The sequence below is a fragment of the Lysinibacillus cavernae genome, from assembly GCF_009724685.1.
GTDB lineage: Bacteria > Bacillota > Bacilli > Bacillales_A > Planococcaceae > Lysinibacillus > Lysinibacillus cavernae.
The window spans coordinates 1-22400 of sequence record NZ_WMEF01000019.1 but is presented as its reverse complement, the minus strand read 5'-3'; the positions used below and the strand labels follow the sequence as shown (position 1 = coordinate 22400).

Sequence of the window (22400 nt, the reverse complement as noted above, 5' to 3'; positions counted from 1 at the left end):
GCTATGTATTGTTGACACTCTTTTATTGTTATATATAATGAAAAGAGAAGCTTATTGCAGTAAAAAGTTTGATTAAATTGATTACATGGCTCAAATGAGTCGCTTAATTTTTAAGGAGGAGCATTTTTTTTATGTCAATTGAAGTAGGCAGCAAGGTACAAGGTAAAGTAACAGGAATCACAAATTTTGGAGCATTCGTTGAGCTGCCAGATGGCAAAACAGGCTTAGTTCACATTAGTGAAGTTGCTGACAATTATGTAAAAGATATCAATGAGCATCTAAAAGTTGGAGATGAAGTTGAAGTAAAAGTGATGAATGTTGAAGCGGACGGAAAGATCGGTCTTTCAATCCGTAAAGCAAAGCCTCAAGCTGAGAGACCAGAGCGTCCAGCACGCCCACGTCGTGATAATCGTTCTAATGATCGCAACGAACGCCATCAGCCAAAAGAAAATTTTGAGCAAAAAATGGCACGCTTCTTAAAAGATAGTGATGAACGTCTAGCAACACTTAAACGTGCTACAGAATCAAAACGCGGAGGTCGCGGAGCTAGAAGAGGGTAGTTTGCTGACTGTTTTAATCGTAGAAAAAGTGTGTGAAATAGAGTTGGGATTAGCTTTTAATAAAGCTAATCCCTTTTTTAATTTACCTACAAAGTAGAGGAAGGTCTTCTTTTCTTTTTTATGGTTGTCGTCGTTTTTTCATCGGGAGAAGTAATGGGGGCTTTCTCAACTGGATGGATAATCATTTTGACAAGTAAAAAGACGCCATATATACTTACGGCTAACCCACTAAGTAATAGTAGTATTTGAATGAAAAATGGTAAATTAATAAGAATTGAAATAAGAATAATCATTGAGCCACTTCCACAAAATAAAGCGGCTTTTGTTAATGTGCCCAAGGGAAATTAACCTCCTAAATAAACACTCTTTTCTTTAGTATGCCATAATTTATACCCAGTCACCTAGCTATTATTGAACTGACGGATAGAAATTGCAAAGCGATGGGTAAAGTCTATCAATTGATGGATAGCACTAGACAAATTGCTAGTAGGCGATAGCATCTGAATTTCCATAAAAATAAAAATAGACGCCTCAGATAAAAAATCTGAGACGCCTATTTGAGATGACCCCTACGGGATTCGAACCCGTGTTACCGCCGTGAAAGGGCGGTGTCTTAACCACTTGACCAAGGGGCCTACTATGGTGGCGGCCGAGGGGATCGAACCCCCGACCTTACGGGTATGAACCGTACGCTCTAGCCAGCTGAGCTAGGCCGCCAATTAGTATATGGAGCGGAAGACGAGGTTCGAACTCGCGACCCCCACCTTGGCAAGGTGGTGTTCTACCACTGAACTACTTCCGCATGTCGTTTAAGCAACAAGTTAAATAATACAAGCCAATGGTGCTAGTGTCAAGTAGGTTTGCAAAAAAAATAATAAAAAATATATTTCATCAGAGTCAGCATATAAGGGTATTTTAGCGGATTTTTTGTTCTTAAGTAGAAATGTATCGTGACATTAGTTGAATAAAGTGGTTGATAGCAGAGAGACTGCCCTCTAATCGGGATTTAAAGTAAAAAGGAAGTCATGATTATTTTGTTTCGGTAGGTAGATTTTCAACGTTTTTCATAAATGACAATCATTTAATAAAGAAATTGTTGCCAATTCTCGTATTTATGTATATCTATTAGTCGAAATATTTATATTTTTTTCTGTCAACGTCAGACAATCTTTCCGCGCATAATTTTTTATAATAGCCAAAAGTGCGGAAAGGGGATAGTTAAATGACAAGTATTGAATGGTATAATACAGCGAATGTAGATGACCAAAAAATAGGCATGAAAAAGAAGCAGATACTAATAGGCTCACTCTTTTTTTTAACCTCCTTTTTTTTGGCTCAATCGGTTGTATTTGAAGCAGCTGTACCGTTCTCAGTTCCTTTTTGGGCCATTATACGAACGAAGTATAGAGAGTATGCCAAATTTGTTTTATTTGGTAGTTTAGCGGGCTGCTTTTTCCTTGGTTTTGGACAAGTCTTTATTTTAGCCTTACAGATCATCATGTATGAATGCATAATGCGTTTTCGTTACTGGCAAATACCTCAAAGTATTGCCGTTTCTTTAGCTGTATTGCTCGTACAAATATTATGGCAAGGAGTGATGTATCAAGGCTTACCACCAGTACTTGTACAATTTTATGTGGGCTGTGAGGCAGCTTTAGCTCTTATTATGACGCTGTTTATGCAAGTGCTATTTGTTAACTCGTATGAATGGTTTACGAGTCATTGGACATATGAGAAGCTAGGTTCTGGATTAGTAGTGTTTGCCGCCATGCTTACAGGGATGCAAACCGTTGTGATTAGCTATTTTTCACTCCCAATCTTTTTATTACAGCTTTTTATCTGTTTTGGTGCATTGGTTGGGAGTGTTCCGTTAGCAACGGTAATCGGAGCGGTGCTAGGGACTCTTATAGGTGTTGCTAAACTCTCATTTACTGGCATGCTATCTGTTGCCACATTAACTGGACTGTGTGCAGGTATGGGAGCTAAAGGTGGTAGATTTGGTGTTGCAATCGGTAGTATTTTGCCAAGTGTGTTTTTTTTATTCTATGATGCTACATTGCCCTTAGATAGCGTTTATTTCACCTCAATAGCTATTGGGAGCATTCTTTTTCTAACAATCCCAAAGAAATATTCAGATAAGGTGAGAGATAAACTCTTTCCACAACGTGAGGAGATTTTACTGGCACGACAAAATTGGTTAACTGACCATGTAACGTATAAATTAGAGCATTTTCAGCATTTTGTGCAATTCATGAAGGAGCTTGTGTTTGACCGCTTTATGACGGCACCAGTTGAAGCTGCGAAGGAAGTATCTCCAATGAATACTTGTTTAAGCTGTTTCCGCTACGAGCATTGCTGGGGAGCAAAAAATAATGGTATGGACAAGCTGATGACAGATTGGTTTCATATGAAAGGGGTGGGTAAAGAATCGGCTATTCATCGTGTTGAAGAACAAATACGCTATAAATGTGTGAAATCTACGAAGATTTTCGAGGAGCTAGATACGGAACTCTATAGAGAACGCATTAACGGGCAATATTTCCATGGCAAAAAAATGATTGCACTGCAACTTCGTGATATGAGCAATCATTTAAACCAGTTAATTGCTGAAATGAAGGAGGATACGATTTCTTTTGTAAGTGTAGAAAAGGACATCATTGAACGCTTAAAGGATGCCCATATTGAATGTTTCCAGCTTGATGTACTTAGTAATAAGCCTGGGGCAAGAAAGATCGTTTGTGCCTTAGCACCGGCACGTGTCAACTGGGAAGAAGATACAACTTTAGCTGAACGTATGATCCTGCCGATTCTTTATGAGATTTTTGATGAACCTTTTGAAATTGAAAAAGTAGTAGCCTGTGAAATACCTTTTCGTCATGTACAAATATGCTTTAGATCAGCTATTAGCTTTGAAGTAGAGTATGATATATATAGCATGTCTAAAGATGCAACACTATACTCAGGAGATTCACATGCACTCTTCCAATTGCATCCAGGGCTATTTGCCATTTTGTTATCTGATGGTATGGGGCAAAGTAAAGAAGCGCAACACGAAAGTAGAAAATTGATACATTTGATGAGAGAATGTCTCAATTACAATATGAATCCTGAAACTGCGATGCATACATTGCACTATGTCATGTCCTTAAAACAACAAGATGATATGTATGCAACACTTGATTTTGCACTTGTTGATTTACAGCATGGTGATTTGTGGTCGTGGAAGGCTGGGGGAATGTCGACCTATATTTTACGTGGAAAAGAGATACTGAAAGTTGAAAGTAATGCAGCACCTGTAGGGTTCTTATCTATTTCAACTGTCGAAGCTGAAAAAAGAAAGCTAAAAGCAGGGGACGTCATTCTAATGCATTCAGATGGTCTGTTTTCTAGTGTCGCTGATTGGGATGAGCAAGAGGAGACATTTTTAGCATTTGCACAGCAGGTAGCAAGTACAAATAAAACGATTCAAGAAAAACTAACAACAATTATGCAATCATTCCAAGGTTATTTTGAAATTGAAGATGACTGTACCGTATTAATGTTAGAGGTGACTCATGTTGTACCGACATGGGCAGTCTTTAGACCAGCTCAATATTCTATGAGTAAATCATCTTAATTCATATCGAAAAGGGGAGGAGAAGCGTTTGTCATTTGAAATAAAGGTCAAATCATTTATTGAAGAACAGCAATTATTAAAGCAAGACGACCATCTTCTCATCGCCGTTTCGGGTGGGGTAGATTCTATGGCTTTACTCCAATACTTTGTTCAAACACAGGAGCAGTGGAACATTCAGGTGGAAGCAGTACATGTGGATCATATGTTGAGAGGGAAATCTTCTGCTGAGGATAGAGCATTTGTCCAAAAGTATTGTGATGAAAATGGTGTTTACTTACATGCCACAGAGATTGCAATACCAGCAATTATGGCATTGGAAAATGGTAACACACAGCTAATTTGTCGTAGGGAAAGGTATCGGTATTTCAACGAAATCCTGCAAAAGACGAACGCCAATAAGCTTGTAACTGCACATCATGCGGATGACCAACTGGAGTCAGTATTAATGGCCCTAACAAAAAATGCAACAATGAATAGTATGCAAGGCATACGTCCACAACGACTTTTTGAAGGAAAATCATTAATTCGTCCGTTTTTAACGGTTACAAAGTCTGAAATAAGGGAATATTTACTTAGAGAAGGTTTGGATTATCGAGAAGATGCAAGTAATTCCAAAGACACCTATGTAAGAAATCGTTTTAGGCATCATGTGGTGCCTTTACTGGAGGCAGAAAATCCGCGAGTGACTGAACAAGTGACCCATTTCACAAAGCAATTGCAAGAAGACGATACCTTTTTAATGACATTAGCCCAAGATGTATTTTCTCAAACCATAAAAAGAAGTAACGAAAATACATATAGCATGGAAATTAAGGCTTTTCAATTGGTACCACTTGCTTTACAAAGGAGGCTCATTTTAATACTATTAAACTATCTTTACAAAGATTCAAATACGATACAAAGTTATGCTTTATTGACTTCAATTTTAAAGCTTTGTGATACAACAGCAGGGTATGCTGAGATTCACTTGCCTGAAGATTTTCTAGCAATTCGCCGTTACGGAAAATTAATGATTCAGAAGAATAAGCCATCTGAGGGTCTAACTTCTCTTGAGAAAAAGATTATTTCTACTGCTGATGGTTGGACAACACTGATAAATGGTGAACGCTTATGCATAGTCAATTTGCATGATTTATCGTCTGAATTGCTGACGGATACTGCACAACTTTTTTATTTTAACGCTAGCAAACTCCACTTACCGCTCTACATTCGAGCACGCAAGGATGGAGACAGAATGCTGTTAAAAGGAATGGATCAGCCAAAACGCTTATCTCGCCTTTTTATAGATGAAAAGATTCCTTTAAATGAGCGAAATAGCTGGCCGTTACTGATTTCTCAATCTGATGAGGTGGTAGCGGTAATTGGTGTGCGTATGGGAATATTTTTTTCAACCACTCCGCAACCAAACGATGATACAGTGCTCATCGTAGACTAAGGTCTTTGTAAAATATTTCACCGTAATAGGTTGAAAATTTATTGATACATCACGAGGAGGAATCGATATGTTACAAAATGACATCGAAAAAGTTATGATTACAGAAGAACAATTGCAAGAAAGAATTTCAGAATTAGGTGCACGATTAACAGAGGAATACAAAGATGCATACCCATTAGCTGTTGGTGTTCTTAAAGGGGCAATGCCTTTTATGACAGACCTAATGAAACGTTTCGATTCATTCATTGAGTTAGATTTTATGGATGTTTCTAGTTATGGTAATGCTACAGTGTCATCTGGTGAAGTGAAAATTTTAAAGGATTTAAATACGAGCGTTGAGGGACGTGACGTATTAATTATCGAGGACATTATTGATAGTGGTTTAACTTTAAGCTATCTAGTAGATTTATTTAAATATCGTAAAGCAAAGTCCATTAAAATTGTTACATTACTAGATAAACCTTCAGGTCGTAAAGTAGACTTATCTGCTGACTATGTTGGTTTTGAAGTTCCAGACGGATTTGTTGTAGGGTATGGCTTAGATTACGCAGAAAAATATCGTAATTTACCTTATATCGGTATCTTAAAGCCAGAAGTTTATTCTTTCTAAGATACAGATAGACCAGCTATAAAAGTAAAAACCTCCAGCGCAAGTCACGTATTTTTCGTTATGTTTAACATAATTCAAAATCTTGACACAATGTTCAGCTATATCAAGTCCAAGGAACAGGTACAATAACGCTGGGACGTAAAAAGATGTCCTAAAAACTGTTTTGATAACGGCAAAAAGACGAAACATTTTTTAAGTAGGGCTTTTCGTTGTATGATGAAATCATGATATGTTAAGATTTTACTTATAATTTTTCTGTTTGTAATGAGGAGGCTGGAGATGAATCGAATATTTCGATATACCATATTCTATCTACTGATTTTCCTAGTGATAATCGGTATTTTTGGTACTTTCAATGGTGGAAAATCGCCAACGAAAGAGTTATCTTATCATGAGTTTCAACAAGCTCTAGATAAGAAAGAAATAACAAGTGCTACAATTCAACCTGATAAATCAGTTTACGTCGTTGAAGGTACACTGAAAGGTTATGAAAAGGGTCAAAGCTTTACAGTGAATATCCCTCGTGAAAACCAATCTTTAATGGACCGTATCGATGAGGCTGCTATGGATAAGAATAGTAATATTAGTTATTTAGCAGCACCAGAAACAAGTGGATGGATTCAATTCTTTACAGGAATTATTCCTTTCATTATCATCATTTTCTTATTCTTCTTCCTAATGAGTCAGTCTCAAGGTGGCGGTAATAAAGTGATGAGCTTTGGTAAAAGTAAAGCTAAACTTTATGATGATCAAAAGAAAAAAGTACGTTTTACAGATGTAGCGGGTGCTGATGAAGAGAAAGCAGAGCTTGTCGAGGTTGTAGATTTCTTAAAAGACCATCGCAAATTCACTGAAATTGGTGCACGTATTCCTAAAGGTATCTTACTTGTCGGTCCTCCAGGTACAGGTAAAACATTACTTGCACGAGCAGTTGCAGGCGAAGCGGGTGTTCCTTTCTTCTCTATCTCAGGTTCTGACTTCGTAGAAATGTTTGTCGGTGTCGGTGCATCACGTGTCCGAGATCTATTTGAAAATGCTAAGAAAAACGCTCCATGTATCATCTTTATCGATGAGATTGATGCAGTTGGTCGTCAACGTGGCGCTGGTCTTGGTGGTGGTCATGATGAACGTGAACAAACATTAAACCAATTACTAGTTGAAATGGATGGTTTCGGTGCAAACGAAGGGATTATTATTATCGCTGCAACAAACCGCCCAGATATTTTAGATAAAGCGTTATTACGTCCAGGTCGTTTTGACCGTCAAATTACAGTAGGGCATCCTGATGTAAAAGGACGTGAGGCCATTCTTAAAGTACATGCACGCAATAAACCTTTAGCAGATTCAGTTGATTTAGCAGCAGTTGCTCAACGTACGCCAGGTTTCTCCGGTGCAGATTTAGAAAACTTACTAAACGAAGCAGCACTTGTAGCGGCTCGTAAAAGTAAACGTACTATCAATATGGTAGATATCGATGAAGCGTCTGACCGAGTTATAGCTGGTCCAGCTAAGGCTAGTCGAGTGTATTCAGCCAAAGAGAAAAAACTTGTATCTTTCCATGAAGCTGGTCACGTAGTAGTTGGTCTTGAGCTTGATGAAGCTGATACAGTACACAAAGTAACGATTGTTCCACGTGGTCAAGCGGGTGGCTATGCGATTATGTTACCGAAGGAAGAACGCTTCTTTACAACAAAGCAAGAGCTTCTAGATCGTATTGCAGGGCTTCTTGGTGGTCGTGTAGCTGAAGAAATTGTTCTTGGTGAGGTTTCTACTGGGGCACATAACGATTTCCAAAAGGTTACAAGCATTGCCCGTGCTATGGTTACTGAATACGGTATGAGTGAAAACCTTGGTGCTATGCAATTTGGTTCAAGTCAGGGTGGTAATGTATTCCTTGGTCGCGACTTTAATTCTGACCAAAACTATTCTGATTCAGTAGCTTATGAAATTGATAAAGAAATGCAAAAAATTATTGATACACAATATGAGCGTACGAAACGTATCCTAACAGAGAAACGTGAACTGCTTAATTTGATTGCCGGTACTTTAATGGAGAAAGAAACATTAAATGCACAGGAAATCGAGCATTTACGTGATCATGGTGTATTACCAGAACCAGAGGCTGTCGAGAAAATTGAGGATAATACTCCAAAGATTGAAGCGAAGCCAACGTTAGATACAATTGGTGAACCAGTTGTTGAAAAAGAGCTACTTAGTAAAGAGCCAAACCCAACAACTTTGGATCTAGCAAAAGAACAAAAAGAACCAACTGATGCACCTAAGGGTATCGATGAAAAGCGTGATTAAAAAGAGGAAAGACTGTTTACTAGCTCAGTAAACAGTCTTTTTCTTTGCCTTTTCTTACTAGTAAGCATTAGGATATAGTAGTGAAAGATAGGCTACATACGACTCTACACTTAGGATGGAGAGACGATGTATTAGATAGTAAAAACAGATAGGAGTGTTTAAGCATGGGAAATGTAACGTTGAATAATGGACTTAAAATGCCTTTAGTTGGTTATGGTGTTTTTCGAGTACCTGAAGGAGATGACCTAGCTGAAGCGGTAAAAACAGCTATTGCTAAAGGTTATCGTAGTATCGATACAGCACAAGTATATCGCAATGAAGAAAGTGTTGGACGAGGAATACGTGCAGCCATTGAAGAGGGTTTAGTAACGCGTGAAGAACTATTTATTACATCAAAAGTTTGGAACGACGGACTTTCCTATGAAGAAACACTTGCCGCATATGATAGCAGTTTAGAGAAAATTGGATTAGACTATTTGGATTTGTATTTAGTGCACTGGCCAGGAATTGATCAAAATTATATAGAGGTTTATAAAGCACTAGAAAAAATTTATCAAGATGGTCGAGTACGCTCAATTGGGGTTAGTAATTTCCATGTACACCATTTAGAAAGCCTTTTAAAGGAAACGACTGTTATCCCTGTTATTAATCAGATCGAATTCCATCCACATTTAACACAAGAGGAAGTACGTGCCTATTGCGGGGACAAGGGCATACAGATGGAGGCATGGTCTCCGTTGATGAACGGTTCCCTACTAGAAGAAACATTGATTCAAGAGTTAGCTTCTAAATACGACAAAACACCTGCACAGATTGTGTTACGTTATGATGTACAACATCATGTTGTAACGATTCCAAAAACGATGACACCTTCACGTATGGCTGAAAATCTAGATGTTTTTGACTTTGCTTTAAGTGAAGAAGAAATGACGCAATTGGATGCACTAAATGATGGATTACGTTGTGGTCCAAATCCAGAAAAATTTAATTTCAAATAATTTTCAAGGGAGCTGCCTAGTTTAGGGAGCTCCTTTTTAAAGAATGCCTGAATACTATTTCCTAGTATAAAAAGTATGGTATCATTTTCTAAAGTGTTTTACTTCATTTCAGTGAGATTGAAAGTTGTAACAAGAGGATTGCAAAAGTTACAATTACGATATGGGAGGTGTCAGCCTTGATTTTAGTTTTAGATGCAGGGAATTCTAATATTGTATTAGGTGTCTACGATGACAACGATCAATTAGCCTTCCATTGGCGTATGGTGACGGACCTTCATAAAACAGAAGATGAATATGCTATGCAAGTTCTATCGTTTTTTAATCACGCAGGCATTTCATTTGAACAAATTACAGGCATTATTATATCCTCAGTTGTACCGCCAATTATGTTTTCCTTAGAAGCAATGTGTCAGAAATATTTTCAGAAAAAACCTTTGGTAGTTGGTCCTGGTGTGAAAACGGGTTTAAATATTAAATACGAAAATCCTCGTGAGGTTGGGTCTGACCGTATTGTGAATGCAATAGCAGCTCTAGATTTATATAAAGCTCCTTGTATCATAGTTGATTTTGGTACAGCGACAACCTATTGTTATTTAAACGAAAAGGGCGATTACATGGGCGGTGCTATTGCGCCAGGCATAACGATTTCGACAGAAGCTCTTTATACACAGGCTGCAAGATTACCGCGTATTGAAATATTGCGACCTACACATATTGTTGGGAAAACAACCGTTTCTGCCATGCAGGCTGGAATTTTTTATGGCTTTGTAGGACAAGTGGAGGGCATTGTTAACCGTATAAAAGCACAAAGTAAAGAGGAGCCATTAGTTATTGCTACAGGTGGACTAGCAAACCTAATCGCAGGGGAGACACAAATTATTGATGTTGTGGACCCGTTTTTAACTTTAAAAGGTTTATATAAGTTATATAAACGTAACCAATAGGAAATGAGGGACATTCCATTTATGAATGATTATTTAGTAAGAGGTTTAGGATTTAATGGTCAAGTTCGTGTGTTTGCAGCTCGTACAACAGCCACAGTAGGAGAAGTGCAACGCCGTCACGATACATGGCCAGTTGTCTCAGCAGCTATAGGTCGTTCAATGACTGCGGCTGTAATGATGGGAGCCATGTTAAAAGGTGAAGAGAAAATAACAATTAAAATTGAGGGTGACGGTCCAATTGGTCCAATGGTGATTGATAGTAACGCACATGGTGAAGTACGTGGGTTTGTCACAAATCCTCATGTTCACTTTGATTTAAACGAGCATGGTAAGTTAGATGTTCGTGCAGGAGTTGGAACAGAAGGAGCTCTAACGATTGTTAAGGACCTTGGTTTGAGAGATATGTTCTCTGGACAAACACCTATTGTTTCAGGTGAAATTGCTGAAGATTTTACTTATTATTTCGCAACATCCGAGCAAGTACCTTCATCAGTTGGTTTAGGTGTATTAGTTAACCCAGACAACACAATTCTTGCAGCAGGTGGATTTATTCTTCAATTAATGCCAGGCTGTGAAGAGGAAACAATCAATGAAATTGAACAACATCTTGCTACGATAGAGCCTGTTTCAAAAATGATTGAAAAAGGCTTTACCCCTGAGCAAATTTTAGAAGCTGTTTTAGGAAATGGTCATCTACAAATTTTGAATTCCATGCCAGTTGAATTTAAATGTCAATGTTCGAAAGAGCGGTTTGGTGCAGCAATTTTAGGATTAGGAACAGCAGAAATTAGAGAAATGATTGACGAAGACGGCGGAGCAGAAGCGCAATGTCACTTCTGCTTAGAGACATACAGTTTTTCTAAGAATGAGCTAGAAGGGTTTATTGATGAGCTCAACTCGTAATAGACGACCTTCAACCAATGTAACACCAAACCAACCCCCTTTGCTACAACGTCGTTTAAAGACAAAACCTGCATTAGCACTTATAGCGATTTTGTTATTAGGAAATATTTTATGGTTCATTAGCTGGTTAATCCCGAATAAAGGTCAGGAAATTGGTAGCGACGAGCAAGTCGCTGCCATTGACGGGGATGTTATAACAAGACAAGACTGGATGATTGCCATGGAAGAACGATATGGTAAAGAAACATTGCAAAATTTAGTTAATGAATCTGTAATGGAAAAGGCAGCAAAGACATATAAAATTAAAGTTACTGATAAAGAAATTGATCTTGAACTAGCGTTAATGCGTTCTGCTCAAGATAAGTTTGATACGGCCATGCAAAATCTTTCAGCAGAGCAATTACGCCAAAAGCTCCGATCACAGCTTATATTAGATAAGGTACTCACGAAGGACGTAGTGATAGGTGAAGAGAACGTTGAGAAGTATTATGAAGAGAATCAGGGATTATATAATACAAAAACAAGCTATCGTACGAATTTTATTGAAGTCGATTCAAAAAAAGCAGCTGATGAGGCATTGGGTGAATTAAAAAATGGCTCTGACTTTACAGTACTGGCACGTGAAATTTCAGTAGATAGTGCTTCAGCAAGCCTAGGCGGAGATATTGGTTTCCTTACAGAGAACCAGGAAAATGTGGACCCTTCAATCATCAAGTCCGCGCAATCTCTAAAGGCAAATGAGGTCAGTAAAGCCTTTAAGTTAGATAATGGTCATTATGGAATTGTTCAAGTGCAAGAGGTATTAGAAGGACAATCCTTTACATATGACGATGTGAAAGAACATATTGAGCGTGAGTTAGCTTTAGAGCAATTACCACAATCTGTAACACCAGAAGCATTTTGGTCTGAATTTAATGCTACTTGGTATTATGGGGAATCTAAAAAAGAAAAATGATATATGAAAAAATCTGCAAGTTTTTTGCGGGTAAAATAAGTCTGATAGAACTTGCAGGCATTTGTAGTGACTTACCCCGATAAATTATGCAGATTCTTTTTATTTTGATTCGACCAATTTTTGAACCGAAAGCGAAGGATTAGATACAGCAATCTCCCTCCACTATAGTGGGAGATGAATGCTTGCTTTCGTTTTAACAGCGGATGTTCAAACATCTGCACAATAGGAGAACATGGTCAAAAGCGCCACATCCTGTGCAATGAGGATGTGACTAGCATCTAGTTGTATCTAAGCTTTTGTTGAATGTCGCAGATTTTGAGAGAGGATTGCATGACACAGGTCAGTTAACCGTTGTCACAAAACGTCTTCGAACTAGTGATAAATATTCTGAAAATATAAGTTTTATTTATTGACAATCGAATGGAAAAATTGATAAAATACAAAATAAGTAAAACCTATAAAAATAGTAGGGATTGGGAGTGGATTATTAAATGAGTAGATTAGCGAACTCTGTGGCTGAATTAGTTGGTAAAACACCAATTGTAAAATTAAATCATGCAACAAGTGAAAATGAAGGTACTGTGTATGTAAAATTAGAATATTTTAATCCAGGAAGCTCAGTGAAAGACCGTTTAGCTTTAGCAATGATCGAAGCTGCTGAAAAGGATGGCACATTAAAGCCTGGTGGTACAATTATTGAGCCGACATCTGGTAATACAGGTATTGGTCTTGCGATGATTGCCGCTGCTAAAGGATACAAAGCCATTTTAGTTATGCCAGAAACAATGAGCTTAGAGCGTCGTAACCTATTACGAGCTTATGGTGCAGAGCTTGTGTTAACTCCTGGTCCAGCCGGTATGAAGGGTGCAATTGCTAAAGCAGAAGAACTTTCTGCAGAGCATGGCTATTTCTTACCACAACAATTTACGAATCCAGCTAACGCTGTGATTCACCGTCTAACAACAGGGCCAGAAATTGTTGAAGCATTTGAAGGCTTAACACTTGATGCATTTGTAGCTGGAGTTGGTACAGGTGGTACAATTACAGGTGCAGGTGAAGTATTAAAAGAAAAGTATCCAAATATCGAAATCATTGCTGTTGAGCCAAAAGATTCACCAGTTCTTTCTGGTGGTCAACCAGGGCCGCATAAAATTCAAGGTATTGGAGCTGGTTTTGTACCAGCAGTTTTAGATACAGAAGTATATTCTTCAGTATTCCCTGTTGAAAATGAGATTGCGTTTGAAGTAGCACGCAGAGTAGCACGTGAAGAAGGAATTCTGTGTGGTATTTCATCTGGCGCTGCTATCTACGCTGCAATTGAAGCAGCCAAACGTTTAGGTAAAGGTTCAAATGTTCTTGCGATTGTGCCTTCTAATGGAGAGCGTTACCTATCAACACCTCTATATCAATTTGAAGACTAATTTAATATTTTTTTGAAAGGGCTCCTTTATAAAAGGGGTCCTTTTTAGTGCGTTAGTTAAGCGTGTCATAAAAATATTCGCATCTATGTAATATTCAAGTTAAGATGGAATCACATCATATGTTTAAAGGGGAAAATAACTTGAAGACAATACTTACGAAAACATTAACGATGGATGCAGATTCATTTTTCTATAGCTATAAAAAGCAAACAGAAACACAACAAGCACACGTATTTTTAGAGAGTGGACGTGGTGGACATTTTACAATAGCTGCTTGGAATCCGTTAGCTACGACACAATCAGTAGAGAATGGGCTATTAGTAAATTGGCGAAATGGCAGAAGTGAAGTTTTACTAGGGGAGTCGCTTACATTATTGGAAGAACTCGTGGGGGAATATCAAATTTCTTATAATGAAGAGCTCCCTGTTTTTCAAGGAGGAGCTATTGGATTTGTAGCATATGATTATGCACGTAAAATTGAAGAACTTCCCAATACAGCAAAGGATGATTTACAGATACCAGATATCTATTTTTATATTTTTGATTGTTGGGCAGTGCACGACGTGAAGACTAATACAGTAACACTTATGAAGCTGGAAGATAGCGAAGTTAACTTGGAGGAATGGGCTAACAACTGGCAGGTTGCAGCACAGGCTGGAGTAGCTACGCGCAAATTTGAAAAAACTAATGCTGTAGAAGTTGTCAATGACGAGAATGAATTGCTTGTGTCATTTGCAGGAACTGATTTTGAGGCAGCTGTTAGAAAAATTCAAACCTATATAGCGCAAGGTGATGTGTTCCAAGTGAACTTGTCTGTTCGTCAATCAAAGAAATTAAATGCGAATGCAATGGATGTTTATGAAGCATTACGAGCATTTAATCCGTCACCTTATATGGCTTATATTGAAGCGCCTGATTTTGCTGTTGTTTCGGGATCTCCTGAGTTATTAGTAAAGCGGCATGGTAATGAGTTATCAACAAGACCAATAGCTGGTACTCGACCAAGAGGCAAATCCGAAGCGGAAGATTTAGCATTAGCTCAAGAATTAATTGATAATGACAAAGAACGTGCTGAGCATGTGATGCTAGTAGATTTAGAGCGCAATGATTTAGGTCGAGTATCTACCTATGGAACAGTGGAAGTGGACGAGTTTATGGTCATTGAGCGCTATTCACATGTAATGCACATTGTTTCTAATGTGCGAGGAGAAATAGCGGAGGATAAAACAAATGCAGACGTTATTCGTGCGATGTTCCCGGGTGGAACAATTACGGGAGCGCCAAAGATACGCACTATGGAAATTATTGAAGAACTAGAGCCTGTACGACGTGGTTTATATACTGGTTCAATCGGTTGGCTCGGTTATACAGGTGACATGGAGTTTAATATTGTTATTCGGACAGCGTTTATAAAAGATGGAGTTGCGCATATTCAGGCAGGAGCAGGCATTGTCATTGACTCTGTCCCAGAAAGAGAGTATCAGGAATCTTTAAATAAAGCGAAGGCAATGTGGCAGGCAAAGGCAATGGCAGAGGAGCGAGCAAAATGATTTTAATGATCGATAACTATGATTCATTTATCTACAATATCGTACAATATTTGGGTGAATTTGGGCATGAAATAGTAGTTAAGCGAAATGATGTAATAACAGTAGAGGAAATAGAGCAACTTGCACCTGATATGATCGTTATTTCACCAGGGCCATGTAGTCCAAATGAGGCAGGTGAAAGCCTGAACATTATTAAATATTTCGCGGGAAATATTCCGATTCTAGGGGTTTGTCTTGGTCATCAGGCACTTGCACAGGTGTTTGGTGGCAATGTAATACGAGCAGAACGTCTTATGCATGGTAAGACATCACCCGTTCTACATGCTGAGCTAGGTTTGCATAAAGGCATGCCAAATCCATTCCAAGCAACTCGCTATCATTCTCTTATTGTAGAAAAAGAGTCACTTCCACCGTGCCTTGAAGTAACTGCTTGGACAGAAGAAGGAGAAATTATGGGGCTTCGTCACAAGGATTACCCTATAGAGGGAGTACAATATCATCCAGAATCCATTATGACTGAGCAAGGGAAAAAACTCCTACGCCAATTTATTGAAATGTACGTAGAAGGAGTGAGATAGATGCAGTGCTGGATGAACGGAAACTATATGGCTGCGCAGGATTTACGGATTTCTCCATTTGACCATGGCTTTTTATATGGATTGGGATTTTTTGAAACGTTCCGAACATATAAAGGACAGGTATTTGGCTGGGAAGCACATATGGAAAGATTACAGCTTGCCTTATCACAATATCACATTCATTTAACCTATCCTGAAAATGTTTTACTTGAGGTTGTGCAACAATTAAATCAACAGGCAGGAGGTCTGGATGGCTACTTCCGTTTAAATGTATCAGCAGGAGAGCATACTATTGGTTTACAACCGACAGAATATAAACAACCCAATGTCATTATTTTCCGAAAAGAGCTTCTGGATACACCTCGTGGTAGTGAAAAGATTGCACAATGGCTTACTACACCACGCAATACACCTGAAAAAGGACTGCGAGTTAAATCACATCATTATGGCAATAACGTACTTGGCCGCTTTGAAATGCAGTCACTTGCACAACAAGAAGGCTTCTTTTTAACAGAGCAAGGCTATGTTGCTGAAGGTGTGACATCAAATGTTTTTTGGGTAAGAAATGATATACTATATACGCCTTCCTTGGAGACGGGTATTTTACCAGGTATTATTCGAGCATGGGTTATAAAGAAGGCTAATGCTCTTGCTATTGAAGTAAGGGAAGGTTTTTATGCGAAAGAAGACTTACTACAAAGTACGGAATGCTTCATTACCAATTCTGTACAAGAACTTGTGCCAATTAGTAGCTTAGAGGACCAGCAATTTTTAGGCAATAAAGGGCCTATTTATTCGCGTTTACATCAGGCATTTGTTCAAGAAGTGGAGCAAGGATAGAAGGAGCGTTTATATGTTAGAAAAATATACGAAACCATTAACGATTAATGGAATTACATTAGACTATACACAAGAAACATTTGTTATGGGCATTCTAAATGTTACACCAGACTCCTTCTCAGATGGAGGAAAGTACAATAACGTGAAAACTGCTGTTGCTCAAGCAAAAAAAATGGTGGCTGAAGGGGCTAAAGTAATTGATGTAGGTGGAGAATCTACACGCCCAGGGTACGAACGTATTTCAGATGAAGATGAAATAGCTCGCATTGTGCCTGTTATTCAAGCGTTAGCGAAAGAAGTAAAGGCTATTATTTCCGTTGATACGTATAAAGCGAATGTAGCACGTGCTGCCATTGAAGCAGGTGCACATATCATTAATGATATTTGGGGAGCGAAAGCGGAACCGGAAATTGCCCGAGTTGCGGCAGATTTGCATGTTCCCATTATTTTAATGCATAATCGCGAAAATATGGATTATGGTGTTGATTTTTGGGGGACAGCAAAGACGGATTTAGAAAAAAGTATTGCGATTGCACATCAGGCGGGAGTTCCCGATCAACATATAATCTTAGATCCAGGTATCGGCTTTGCCAAAAATACCACGCAGAATATTGCCATGATGCAACACTTAAATGATTTAGTGGCTATGGGCTATCCTGTGTTATTAGCAACATCGCGTAAATCAATGATTGGCAATGTTTTGGAGTTACCAGTTGAAGAACGTCTTGAAGGTACTGGTGCAACAGTGGTTTATGGAATAGAAAAGGGCTGTCATATGATACGTGTTCATGATGTAAAGGAAATGGCACGTGCCACGCATATGGCTGATATATTAGTAGGAAAACGTTTGTTTAAGGAGGAAGCGTGATGGATTATATTCATTTAAAGGACATGCAGTTTTATGGCTACCATGGTGTATTAGCTGCAGAAACAACTCTTGGTCAACGTTTCCGAGCAAATGTTTCTCTTGCGGTAGATATGACAAAGGCTGGAGAGACGGATGAACTTTCTTATACAGTTAATTATGCAGAGGTATATGCGCTATGTCGTAATATTGTGGAAGGCGAACCTTTTAAGCTTATTGAAGCCCTTGTCGTGAAATTAGCGAACGCGATATTAACAACCTACCCTGATAAAGTAAAGGGTGTTCGTATAGAGTTAATCAAACCAGACCCACCCATTCATGGTTATTACAAAGAAGTGTCTGTTGAGGTAACGAGAGGTGATTTCTAATGAAGGATGTCTATTTATCTATCGGAACGAATATGGGAGAAAGATATGAGAATCTTCAACTAGCTGTTGCCCTTTTAAAGGAAGATGAGAACATTGAGGTTGTTCGCATTTCGTCTGTCTATGAAACAGCTGCTGTAGGTTACACAGACCAAGCAGATTTTTTAAATATTGCTGTTCATCTAAAAACGGCTGTATCGTCTGCTGAAATGTTGAAGATATGCCAATCAGTTGAACAGGAATTAGGGCGTGTACGTGAATTTCGTTGGGGCCCACGAATCATAGACCTTGACATATTACTATACAATCACGAAAATATTGAAACGGAGAGCCTCATTGTTCCCCATCCAAGAATGTACGAGCGAGCATTCGTTTTAGTACCACTAGTAGAGATTACACCATCCCCACTCTGTGAACAGCTACAGCAAGCTCATGAGCTATTGCAGCAAATGGATTGTGAAAATGAAGGTGTAACTTTATGGGGACCGTTTAATAAATCTTCGACAGTGAGCTAAGCAATCGTGTATAGATGAATGATTAATTCATAGCATTAAGGATAGATAGCGAAAAATAGGTAAATGCCTTTATAAAGGAGGAAGACAACGTTGAGTCAAACAACAGAGAAGCCGTTTCAAATTGGCAATATTGTCATGGACAACCGTGTAGTATTAGCGCCAATGGCTGGCATTTGTAACTCTGCTTTCCGATTAACGGTAAAAGAGTTCGGAGCAGGCCTCGTATACGCTGAAATGATTAGTGATAAGGGCATTGTCCAAAAAAATGAAAAAACATTAGGTATGCTTTATATAGATGAACGTGAGAATCCTCTGTCACTGCAAATTTTTGGTGGAGATAAGACAACTTTAGTGGAAGCAGCGAAGTATGTGGATGAAAATACAAATGCTGATATAATTGATATTAATATGGGCTGTCCTGTTAATAAAATCATTAAATGTGAAGCGGGAGCACGCTTGCTCCTTGATCCAAATAAAGTATATGAAATGGTAGCTGCTGTTGTGGATGCTGTCAAAAAAACTGTCAGCGTAAAAATGCGTATTGGCTGGGATGATGAGCATATTTTTGCAATTGAAAATGCACAAGCTGTTGAACGTGCAGGTGCAGCTGCAGTAGCGGTTCATGGTCGTACACGTGTACAAATGTATGAAGGTAAAGCAAATTGGGATTTCATTCGTCAAGTGAAGGAAAACGTGAATATTCCTGTACTAGGTAATGGTGACGTGGAAACACCACAAGATGCTAAGCGTATGCTCGACACTACAGGAGTAGATGCAGTGATGATCGGGCGTGCTGCATTAGGTAATCCATGGATGATTTATCGTACAGTTCAATATCTAGAAACAGGTGAGTTAAAGGAAGAGCCAAGTATACGTGAAAAAATAGATGTATGTCTACTACACTTTGAACGTCTTCTCCAATTAAAAGGAGAAGGAATTGCAGTACGTGAAATGCGTAAACATGCATCATGGTATTTAAAAGGAGTTCGCGGTAATGGTAAAGCACGTAATGCTATTAACCAAACAGAAACTGCGGTAGAGCTTCGTGCGCTATTAAATGGACTTGTACAGGAATATGAAGAGTGTGAGTCTAATTTAATTGTTCCAGAAGCGCAAGAATTAATTATATAGTTATCTTAGGTGTCTCTTTATTTTGGAAGAGATGCCTTTTTGTTGCGGACTTTAATTTTTAGAATTATTAATTATCTCTCGTTAGATTGAAAATAAACTGAAACAGATGATTACAGCACTAAAATTGTGTACAATAGAAATATTATGGACGTAAACGCGGACAATTTACTTAAGGAGTGAAACAAGTGTCAAATATAGAAGAATTAAATGATCAACTTTTGGTGAGACGCCAAAAAATGACGACGATACTAGAAAATGGACAAGATCCATTTGGAAGCCGTTTTGAGCGTACACATTTATCAACAGAAGTACGTGAGCAATTTGCAGATCAAACAAAAGAACAGCTAGAAGAAAACCTTCAAGAGGTTATTATTGCGGGCCGTATTATGACGAAACGTGGTAAAGGAAAAGCTGGCTTTGCACATATTCAAGATTTAGCTGGTCAAATTCAAATATACGTTCGTCAAGATCATGTAGGCGAAGAAGCGTATGAATTATTTAAACAAGCAGACTTGGGTGATATTGTGGGTGTGCGTGGAAATGTATTCCGTACACAAGTAGGAGAGCTTTCAGTAAAGGCTGAGGACTTCATATTCCTTACAAAAGCACTACGTCCTATGCCGGAGAAATTCCACGGCTTACAGGATGTTGAGCAACGTTATCGCCAACGTTACTTAGATCTAATGACAAATGAAGATAGCAAAAAAACATTTATAACACGTTCTAAAATCATCCGCGCTATCCGCAACTACTTAGATAATGCTGGATACTTAGAAGTAGAAACACCAATGCTTCATACAATTGCTGGTGGTGCAGCTGCTCGTCCATTTATTACGCATCACAATGCGCTTGATATGGAATTATATATGCGTATCGCAATTGAATTGCATTTAAAACGTTTAATAGTTGGTGGCTTAGAGAAAGTGTATGAAATCGGTCGTGTATTCCGTAACGAAGGGATCTCTACACGTCATAACCCTGAATTCACAATGATCGAACTATATGAAGCGTATGCAGATTATCAAGATATCATGTCTCTAACTGAAAACCTTATTGCACATGTTGCCCAAGAGGTTCTTGGTACAACTACAGTTCAATATGGTGAAGATGAAATCAACCTTGCAGTAGGTTGGAAACGAGTTCACATGGTTGATGCTGTAAAGGAAGCTACAGGTGTAGACTTCTGGCAGCCTATGACAAAAGAACAAGCTCAAGCACTTGCTAAAGAACATGGAGTAGAAGTGAAAGAAGTTCACGAAGTCGGTCATATTATCAATGAATTCTTTGAACAAAAGATTGAAGAAACACTTGTACAACCTACATTTGTATATGGTCATCCAGTAGAAATCTCACCACTTGCTAAGAAAAATCCAGAGGACGGACGTTTCACAGATCGCTTTGAGTTATTTATCGTTCGTCGTGAGCATGCAAATGCCTTCACAGAATTAAATGATCCAATCGATCAACGCCAACGCTTTGAAGCTCAATTAGCAGAAAAAGAAGCGGGTAACGATGAGGCGCATGAAATGGACAATGATTTCATTGAAGCCTTGGAATACGGTATGCCTCCAACAGGTGGTTTAGGTATCGGTATTGACCGTTTAATCATGCTTCTTACAAATTCACCATCAATTCGTGACGTATTATTATTCCCAACAATGCGTCATATTACAAAATAGTAAATTGTAGTGGAGTCTTTTCATAGGGCAATAAAAGAATAGTTATGAATGAAGAGGAGGATTCACAGAATAAGTGAGTTCTCTTCTTTTTTATACGATGAAAAAATTAAGTTGTTTAAACGTTGATTAAGTTTAGGTTATACTTTTATAGTTCAATGTTTTACAAATGCAATAGATATAAAAAAGAAGTATTTTATTGGGGGCTTATAATGAATTACAAAATTATTAACAAACTAGTATTTGAACAGGCGCAATTACGTTCTGTTTCTGATGTTCTATTTACAGAAGAAGAACTTGAGCACGGTATGAAATTAGTGGTTGCTAAAAAAGACGAGAACCTTACTTTATATTTAGTGGAAATAGACGGCCAGAAGAAATTCGATGTTCGTTGGGATGATTCTTCTGAAATTTTCAGTGGCTGGTATTCCGCTTGGGACAATTTCTTATGGTGCTTAAATATAGTTGATCCTCAAAGTGATGACTTAAAATAACGGTGCCCAAAAATAGGCACTAGATTAAGAATAAGCAGGCGCTAAAGTGCAGTAGTAGCATTTTAGCGCCTGCTTATTTTATGGTCCTTCACTTTATTGAAATAGTGGTCACTTTTAGTGACGATCTTCTAAGATTGAAGCAACATTATCTACAATGAGGAAAGAGTATTTGCAGATGATGATATTGCTACTTTTAATTTTACATGTTGAGATTTAATAGAAAGAGATGTATAGTAAAACAAATAATTAAGTAAGCCCAGAAGATATAGCAACTTGGTATTCTCGTAAATACATAAAATTGCTTACTAATTCAATTTTTTAGTTTAGAATAAATTAATTTTTAAAAAATGCTTGCGAAGTCTATCATAACGTGATAAATTATTACTTGTCGCTAAGACGACACAAGAAAATGCATTAAATTCAAAAGTAAATTTGAATAAAAAGATGTTGACTTGATGAAGTGATTATGATATAGTTTAAGAGTTGTCTCTCGGAAATTTAAATTTTTTTAAAAAAGATGTTGACAACAAAAAATGAAAATGTTATAATTTAAAAGTTGCTGTCGAAAAGGCAGTTAACGAAATGAACCTTGAAAACTGAACAAGCAAAACGTAATCAATAAAGTTTTTAGTAACTA

At 38.1% G+C, this 22400-nt stretch carries 20 protein-coding genes and 3 tRNA genes; 19 read left to right on the top strand and 4 right to left on the bottom strand.

What is annotated here, in order from left to right; translation table 11 throughout:
* The first annotated feature begins 131 nt into the window (after window positions 1–131).
* Window positions 132–560 (top strand): S1 domain-containing RNA-binding protein, encoded by a 429-nt coding sequence (locus tag GJU32_RS22135; protein ID WP_004229154.1) that lies wholly within the window; start codon window positions 132–134, stop codon window positions 558–560.
* Between the two features lie 86 nt (window positions 561–646).
* On the opposite strand, the gene GJU32_RS22130 is transcribed toward GJU32_RS22135, so the two are convergent.
* The 4 genes from GJU32_RS22130 to GJU32_RS22115 form a co-directional block, all read right to left on the bottom strand.
* Window positions 647–898: a hypothetical protein gene (locus GJU32_RS22130; RefSeq protein ID WP_155594066.1), complete on the bottom strand. Its 252-nt coding sequence runs from the start codon at window positions 896–898 to the stop codon at window positions 647–649.
* 225 nt (window positions 899–1123) lie between these two features.
* Window positions 1124–1195 (bottom strand) — tRNA-Glu (locus tag GJU32_RS22125).
* Window positions 1196–1200: 5 nt separating this feature from the next.
* A tRNA-Met gene (locus tag GJU32_RS22120) sits at window positions 1201–1277 on the bottom strand.
* 10 nt (window positions 1278–1287) lie between these two features.
* A tRNA-Gly gene (locus tag GJU32_RS22115) sits at window positions 1288–1362 on the bottom strand.
* 420 nt (window positions 1363–1782) lie between these two features.
* Here GJU32_RS22115 and GJU32_RS22110 point away from each other — a divergent pair.
* The 18 genes from GJU32_RS22110 to GJU32_RS22025 all read left to right on the top strand — a co-directional run bounded on the left by GJU32_RS22110 (window position 1783) and on the right by GJU32_RS22025 (window position 21763).
* Window positions 1783–4176, top strand: a complete 2394-nt coding sequence (locus tag GJU32_RS22110) for a SpoIIE family protein phosphatase (protein WP_155594065.1) — start codon at window positions 1783–1785, stop codon at window positions 4174–4176.
* Between the two features lie 28 nt (window positions 4177–4204).
* Entirely contained in the window at window positions 4205–5611 is a 1407-nt protein-coding gene (gene tilS / locus GJU32_RS22105; protein ID WP_155594064.1) for a tRNA lysidine(34) synthetase TilS, read from the top strand.
* Window positions 5612–5678: 67 nt separating this feature from the next.
* A complete protein-coding gene (gene hpt / locus GJU32_RS22100; protein ID WP_155594063.1) occupies window positions 5679–6221 on the top strand; it encodes a hypoxanthine phosphoribosyltransferase in 543 nt (180 codons plus the stop codon).
* 279 nt (window positions 6222–6500) lie between these two features.
* The gene (gene ftsH / locus GJU32_RS22095; protein ID WP_155594062.1) at window positions 6501–8528 is read left to right on the top strand and encodes an ATP-dependent zinc metalloprotease FtsH; all 2028 of its coding nucleotides are present in this window, start codon (window positions 6501–6503) and stop codon (window positions 8526–8528) included.
* 164 nt (window positions 8529–8692) lie between these two features.
* On the top strand, window positions 8693–9526 hold the full coding sequence (locus tag GJU32_RS22090; RefSeq protein ID WP_155594061.1) for an aldo/keto reductase: 834 nt from the start codon (window positions 8693–8695) through the stop codon (window positions 9524–9526).
* A 176-nt stretch (window positions 9527–9702) separates the two neighbouring features.
* Window positions 9703–10470 (top strand): type III pantothenate kinase, encoded by a 768-nt coding sequence (locus tag GJU32_RS22085; protein WP_155594060.1) that lies wholly within the window; start codon window positions 9703–9705, stop codon window positions 10468–10470.
* Window positions 10471–10491: 21 nt separating this feature from the next.
* The gene (gene hslO, locus GJU32_RS22080; protein WP_155594059.1) at window positions 10492–11373 is read left to right on the top strand and encodes an Hsp33 family molecular chaperone HslO; all 882 of its coding nucleotides are present in this window, start codon (window positions 10492–10494) and stop codon (window positions 11371–11373) included.
* A complete protein-coding gene (locus GJU32_RS22075; protein WP_155594058.1) occupies window positions 11357–12328 on the top strand; it encodes a peptidyl-prolyl cis-trans isomerase in 972 nt (323 codons plus the stop codon). The genes hslO and GJU32_RS22075 overlap by 17 nt, the downstream gene beginning before the upstream one ends.
* A 491-nt stretch (window positions 12329–12819) precedes the next feature.
* Window positions 12820–13749: a cysteine synthase A gene (gene cysK, locus GJU32_RS22070; RefSeq protein ID WP_155594057.1), complete on the top strand. Its 930-nt coding sequence runs from the start codon at window positions 12820–12822 to the stop codon at window positions 13747–13749.
* A 119-nt stretch (window positions 13750–13868) separates the two neighbouring features.
* Window positions 13869–15299, top strand: a complete 1431-nt coding sequence (gene pabB, locus GJU32_RS22065; RefSeq protein ID WP_155594056.1) for an aminodeoxychorismate synthase, component I — start codon at window positions 13869–13871, stop codon at window positions 15297–15299.
* Window positions 15296–15877: an aminodeoxychorismate/anthranilate synthase component II gene (pabA, locus tag GJU32_RS22060; RefSeq protein ID WP_155594055.1), complete on the top strand. Its 582-nt coding sequence runs from the start codon at window positions 15296–15298 to the stop codon at window positions 15875–15877. Before pabB ends, pabA begins: the two co-directional genes overlap by 4 nt.
* The gene (gene pabC / locus GJU32_RS22055; RefSeq protein WP_155594054.1) at window positions 15878–16717 is read left to right on the top strand and encodes an aminodeoxychorismate lyase; all 840 of its coding nucleotides are present in this window, start codon (window positions 15878–15880) and stop codon (window positions 16715–16717) included. It abuts the gene before it with no gap.
* A gap of 13 nt (window positions 16718–16730) precedes the next feature.
* Entirely contained in the window at window positions 16731–17585 is an 855-nt protein-coding gene (gene folP, locus GJU32_RS22050; RefSeq protein WP_155594053.1) for a dihydropteroate synthase, read from the top strand.
* On the top strand, window positions 17585–17950 hold the full coding sequence (gene folB, locus GJU32_RS22045) for a dihydroneopterin aldolase (RefSeq protein WP_155594052.1): 366 nt from the start codon (window positions 17585–17587) through the stop codon (window positions 17948–17950). The genes folP and folB overlap by 1 nt, the downstream gene beginning before the upstream one ends.
* Window positions 17950–18462 (top strand): 2-amino-4-hydroxy-6-hydroxymethyldihydropteridine diphosphokinase, encoded by a 513-nt coding sequence (gene folK, locus GJU32_RS22040; protein ID WP_155594051.1) that lies wholly within the window; start codon window positions 17950–17952, stop codon window positions 18460–18462. Before folB ends, folK begins: the two co-directional genes overlap by 1 nt.
* Window positions 18463–18552: 90 nt before the next feature.
* Entirely contained in the window at window positions 18553–19593 is a 1041-nt protein-coding gene (dusB, locus tag GJU32_RS22035) for a tRNA dihydrouridine synthase DusB (protein WP_155594050.1), read from the top strand.
* A gap of 176 nt (window positions 19594–19769) precedes the next feature.
* Window positions 19770–21272 carry a lysine--tRNA ligase gene (lysS, locus tag GJU32_RS22030; protein WP_196426785.1) on the top strand — a complete coding sequence of 501 codons (1503 nt, stop codon included), beginning with the start codon at window positions 19770–19772 and terminating at the stop codon, window positions 21270–21272.
* A 209-nt stretch (window positions 21273–21481) separates the two neighbouring features.
* Window positions 21482–21763, top strand: coding sequence for a hypothetical protein (locus GJU32_RS22025; protein WP_155594048.1), 282 nt, complete (start codon window positions 21482–21484; stop codon window positions 21761–21763).
* Window positions 21764–22400: the final 637 nt, after the last annotated feature.

Bases quoted from the DNA above. Each gene is read 5' to 3' on its own strand.
- GJU32_RS22135 (WP_004229154.1), top strand. From the start codon at position 132: ATGTCAATTGAAGTAGGCAGCAAGGTACAAGGTAAAGTAACAGGAATC.
- GJU32_RS22110 (WP_155594065.1), top strand. From the start codon at position 1,783: ATGACAAGTATTGAATGGTATAATACAGCGAATGTAGATGACCAAAAA.
- hpt (WP_155594063.1), top strand. From the start codon at position 5,679: ATGTTACAAAATGACATCGAAAAAGTTATGATTACAGAAGAACAATTG.
- ftsH (WP_155594062.1), top strand. From the start codon at position 6,501: ATGAATCGAATATTTCGATATACCATATTCTATCTACTGATTTTCCTA.
- GJU32_RS22090 (WP_155594061.1), top strand. From the start codon at position 8,693: ATGGGAAATGTAACGTTGAATAATGGACTTAAAATGCCTTTAGTTGGT.
- hslO (WP_155594059.1), top strand. From the start codon at position 10,492: ATGAATGATTATTTAGTAAGAGGTTTAGGATTTAATGGTCAAGTTCGT.
- GJU32_RS22075 (WP_155594058.1), top strand. From the start codon at position 11,357: ATGAGCTCAACTCGTAATAGACGACCTTCAACCAATGTAACACCAAAC.
- cysK (WP_155594057.1), top strand. From the start codon at position 12,820: ATGAGTAGATTAGCGAACTCTGTGGCTGAATTAGTTGGTAAAACACCA.
- pabB (WP_155594056.1), top strand. From the start codon at position 13,869: ATGTTTAAAGGGGAAAATAACTTGAAGACAATACTTACGAAAACATTA.
- pabA (WP_155594055.1), top strand. From the start codon at position 15,296: ATGATTTTAATGATCGATAACTATGATTCATTTATCTACAATATCGTA.
- pabC (WP_155594054.1), top strand. From the start codon at position 15,878: ATGCAGTGCTGGATGAACGGAAACTATATGGCTGCGCAGGATTTACGG.
- folP (WP_155594053.1), top strand. From the start codon at position 16,731: ATGTTAGAAAAATATACGAAACCATTAACGATTAATGGAATTACATTA.
- folB (WP_155594052.1), top strand. From the start codon at position 17,585: ATGGATTATATTCATTTAAAGGACATGCAGTTTTATGGCTACCATGGT.
- folK (WP_155594051.1), top strand. From the start codon at position 17,950: ATGAAGGATGTCTATTTATCTATCGGAACGAATATGGGAGAAAGATAT.
- GJU32_RS22025 (WP_155594048.1), top strand. From the start codon at position 21,482: ATGAATTACAAAATTATTAACAAACTAGTATTTGAACAGGCGCAATTA.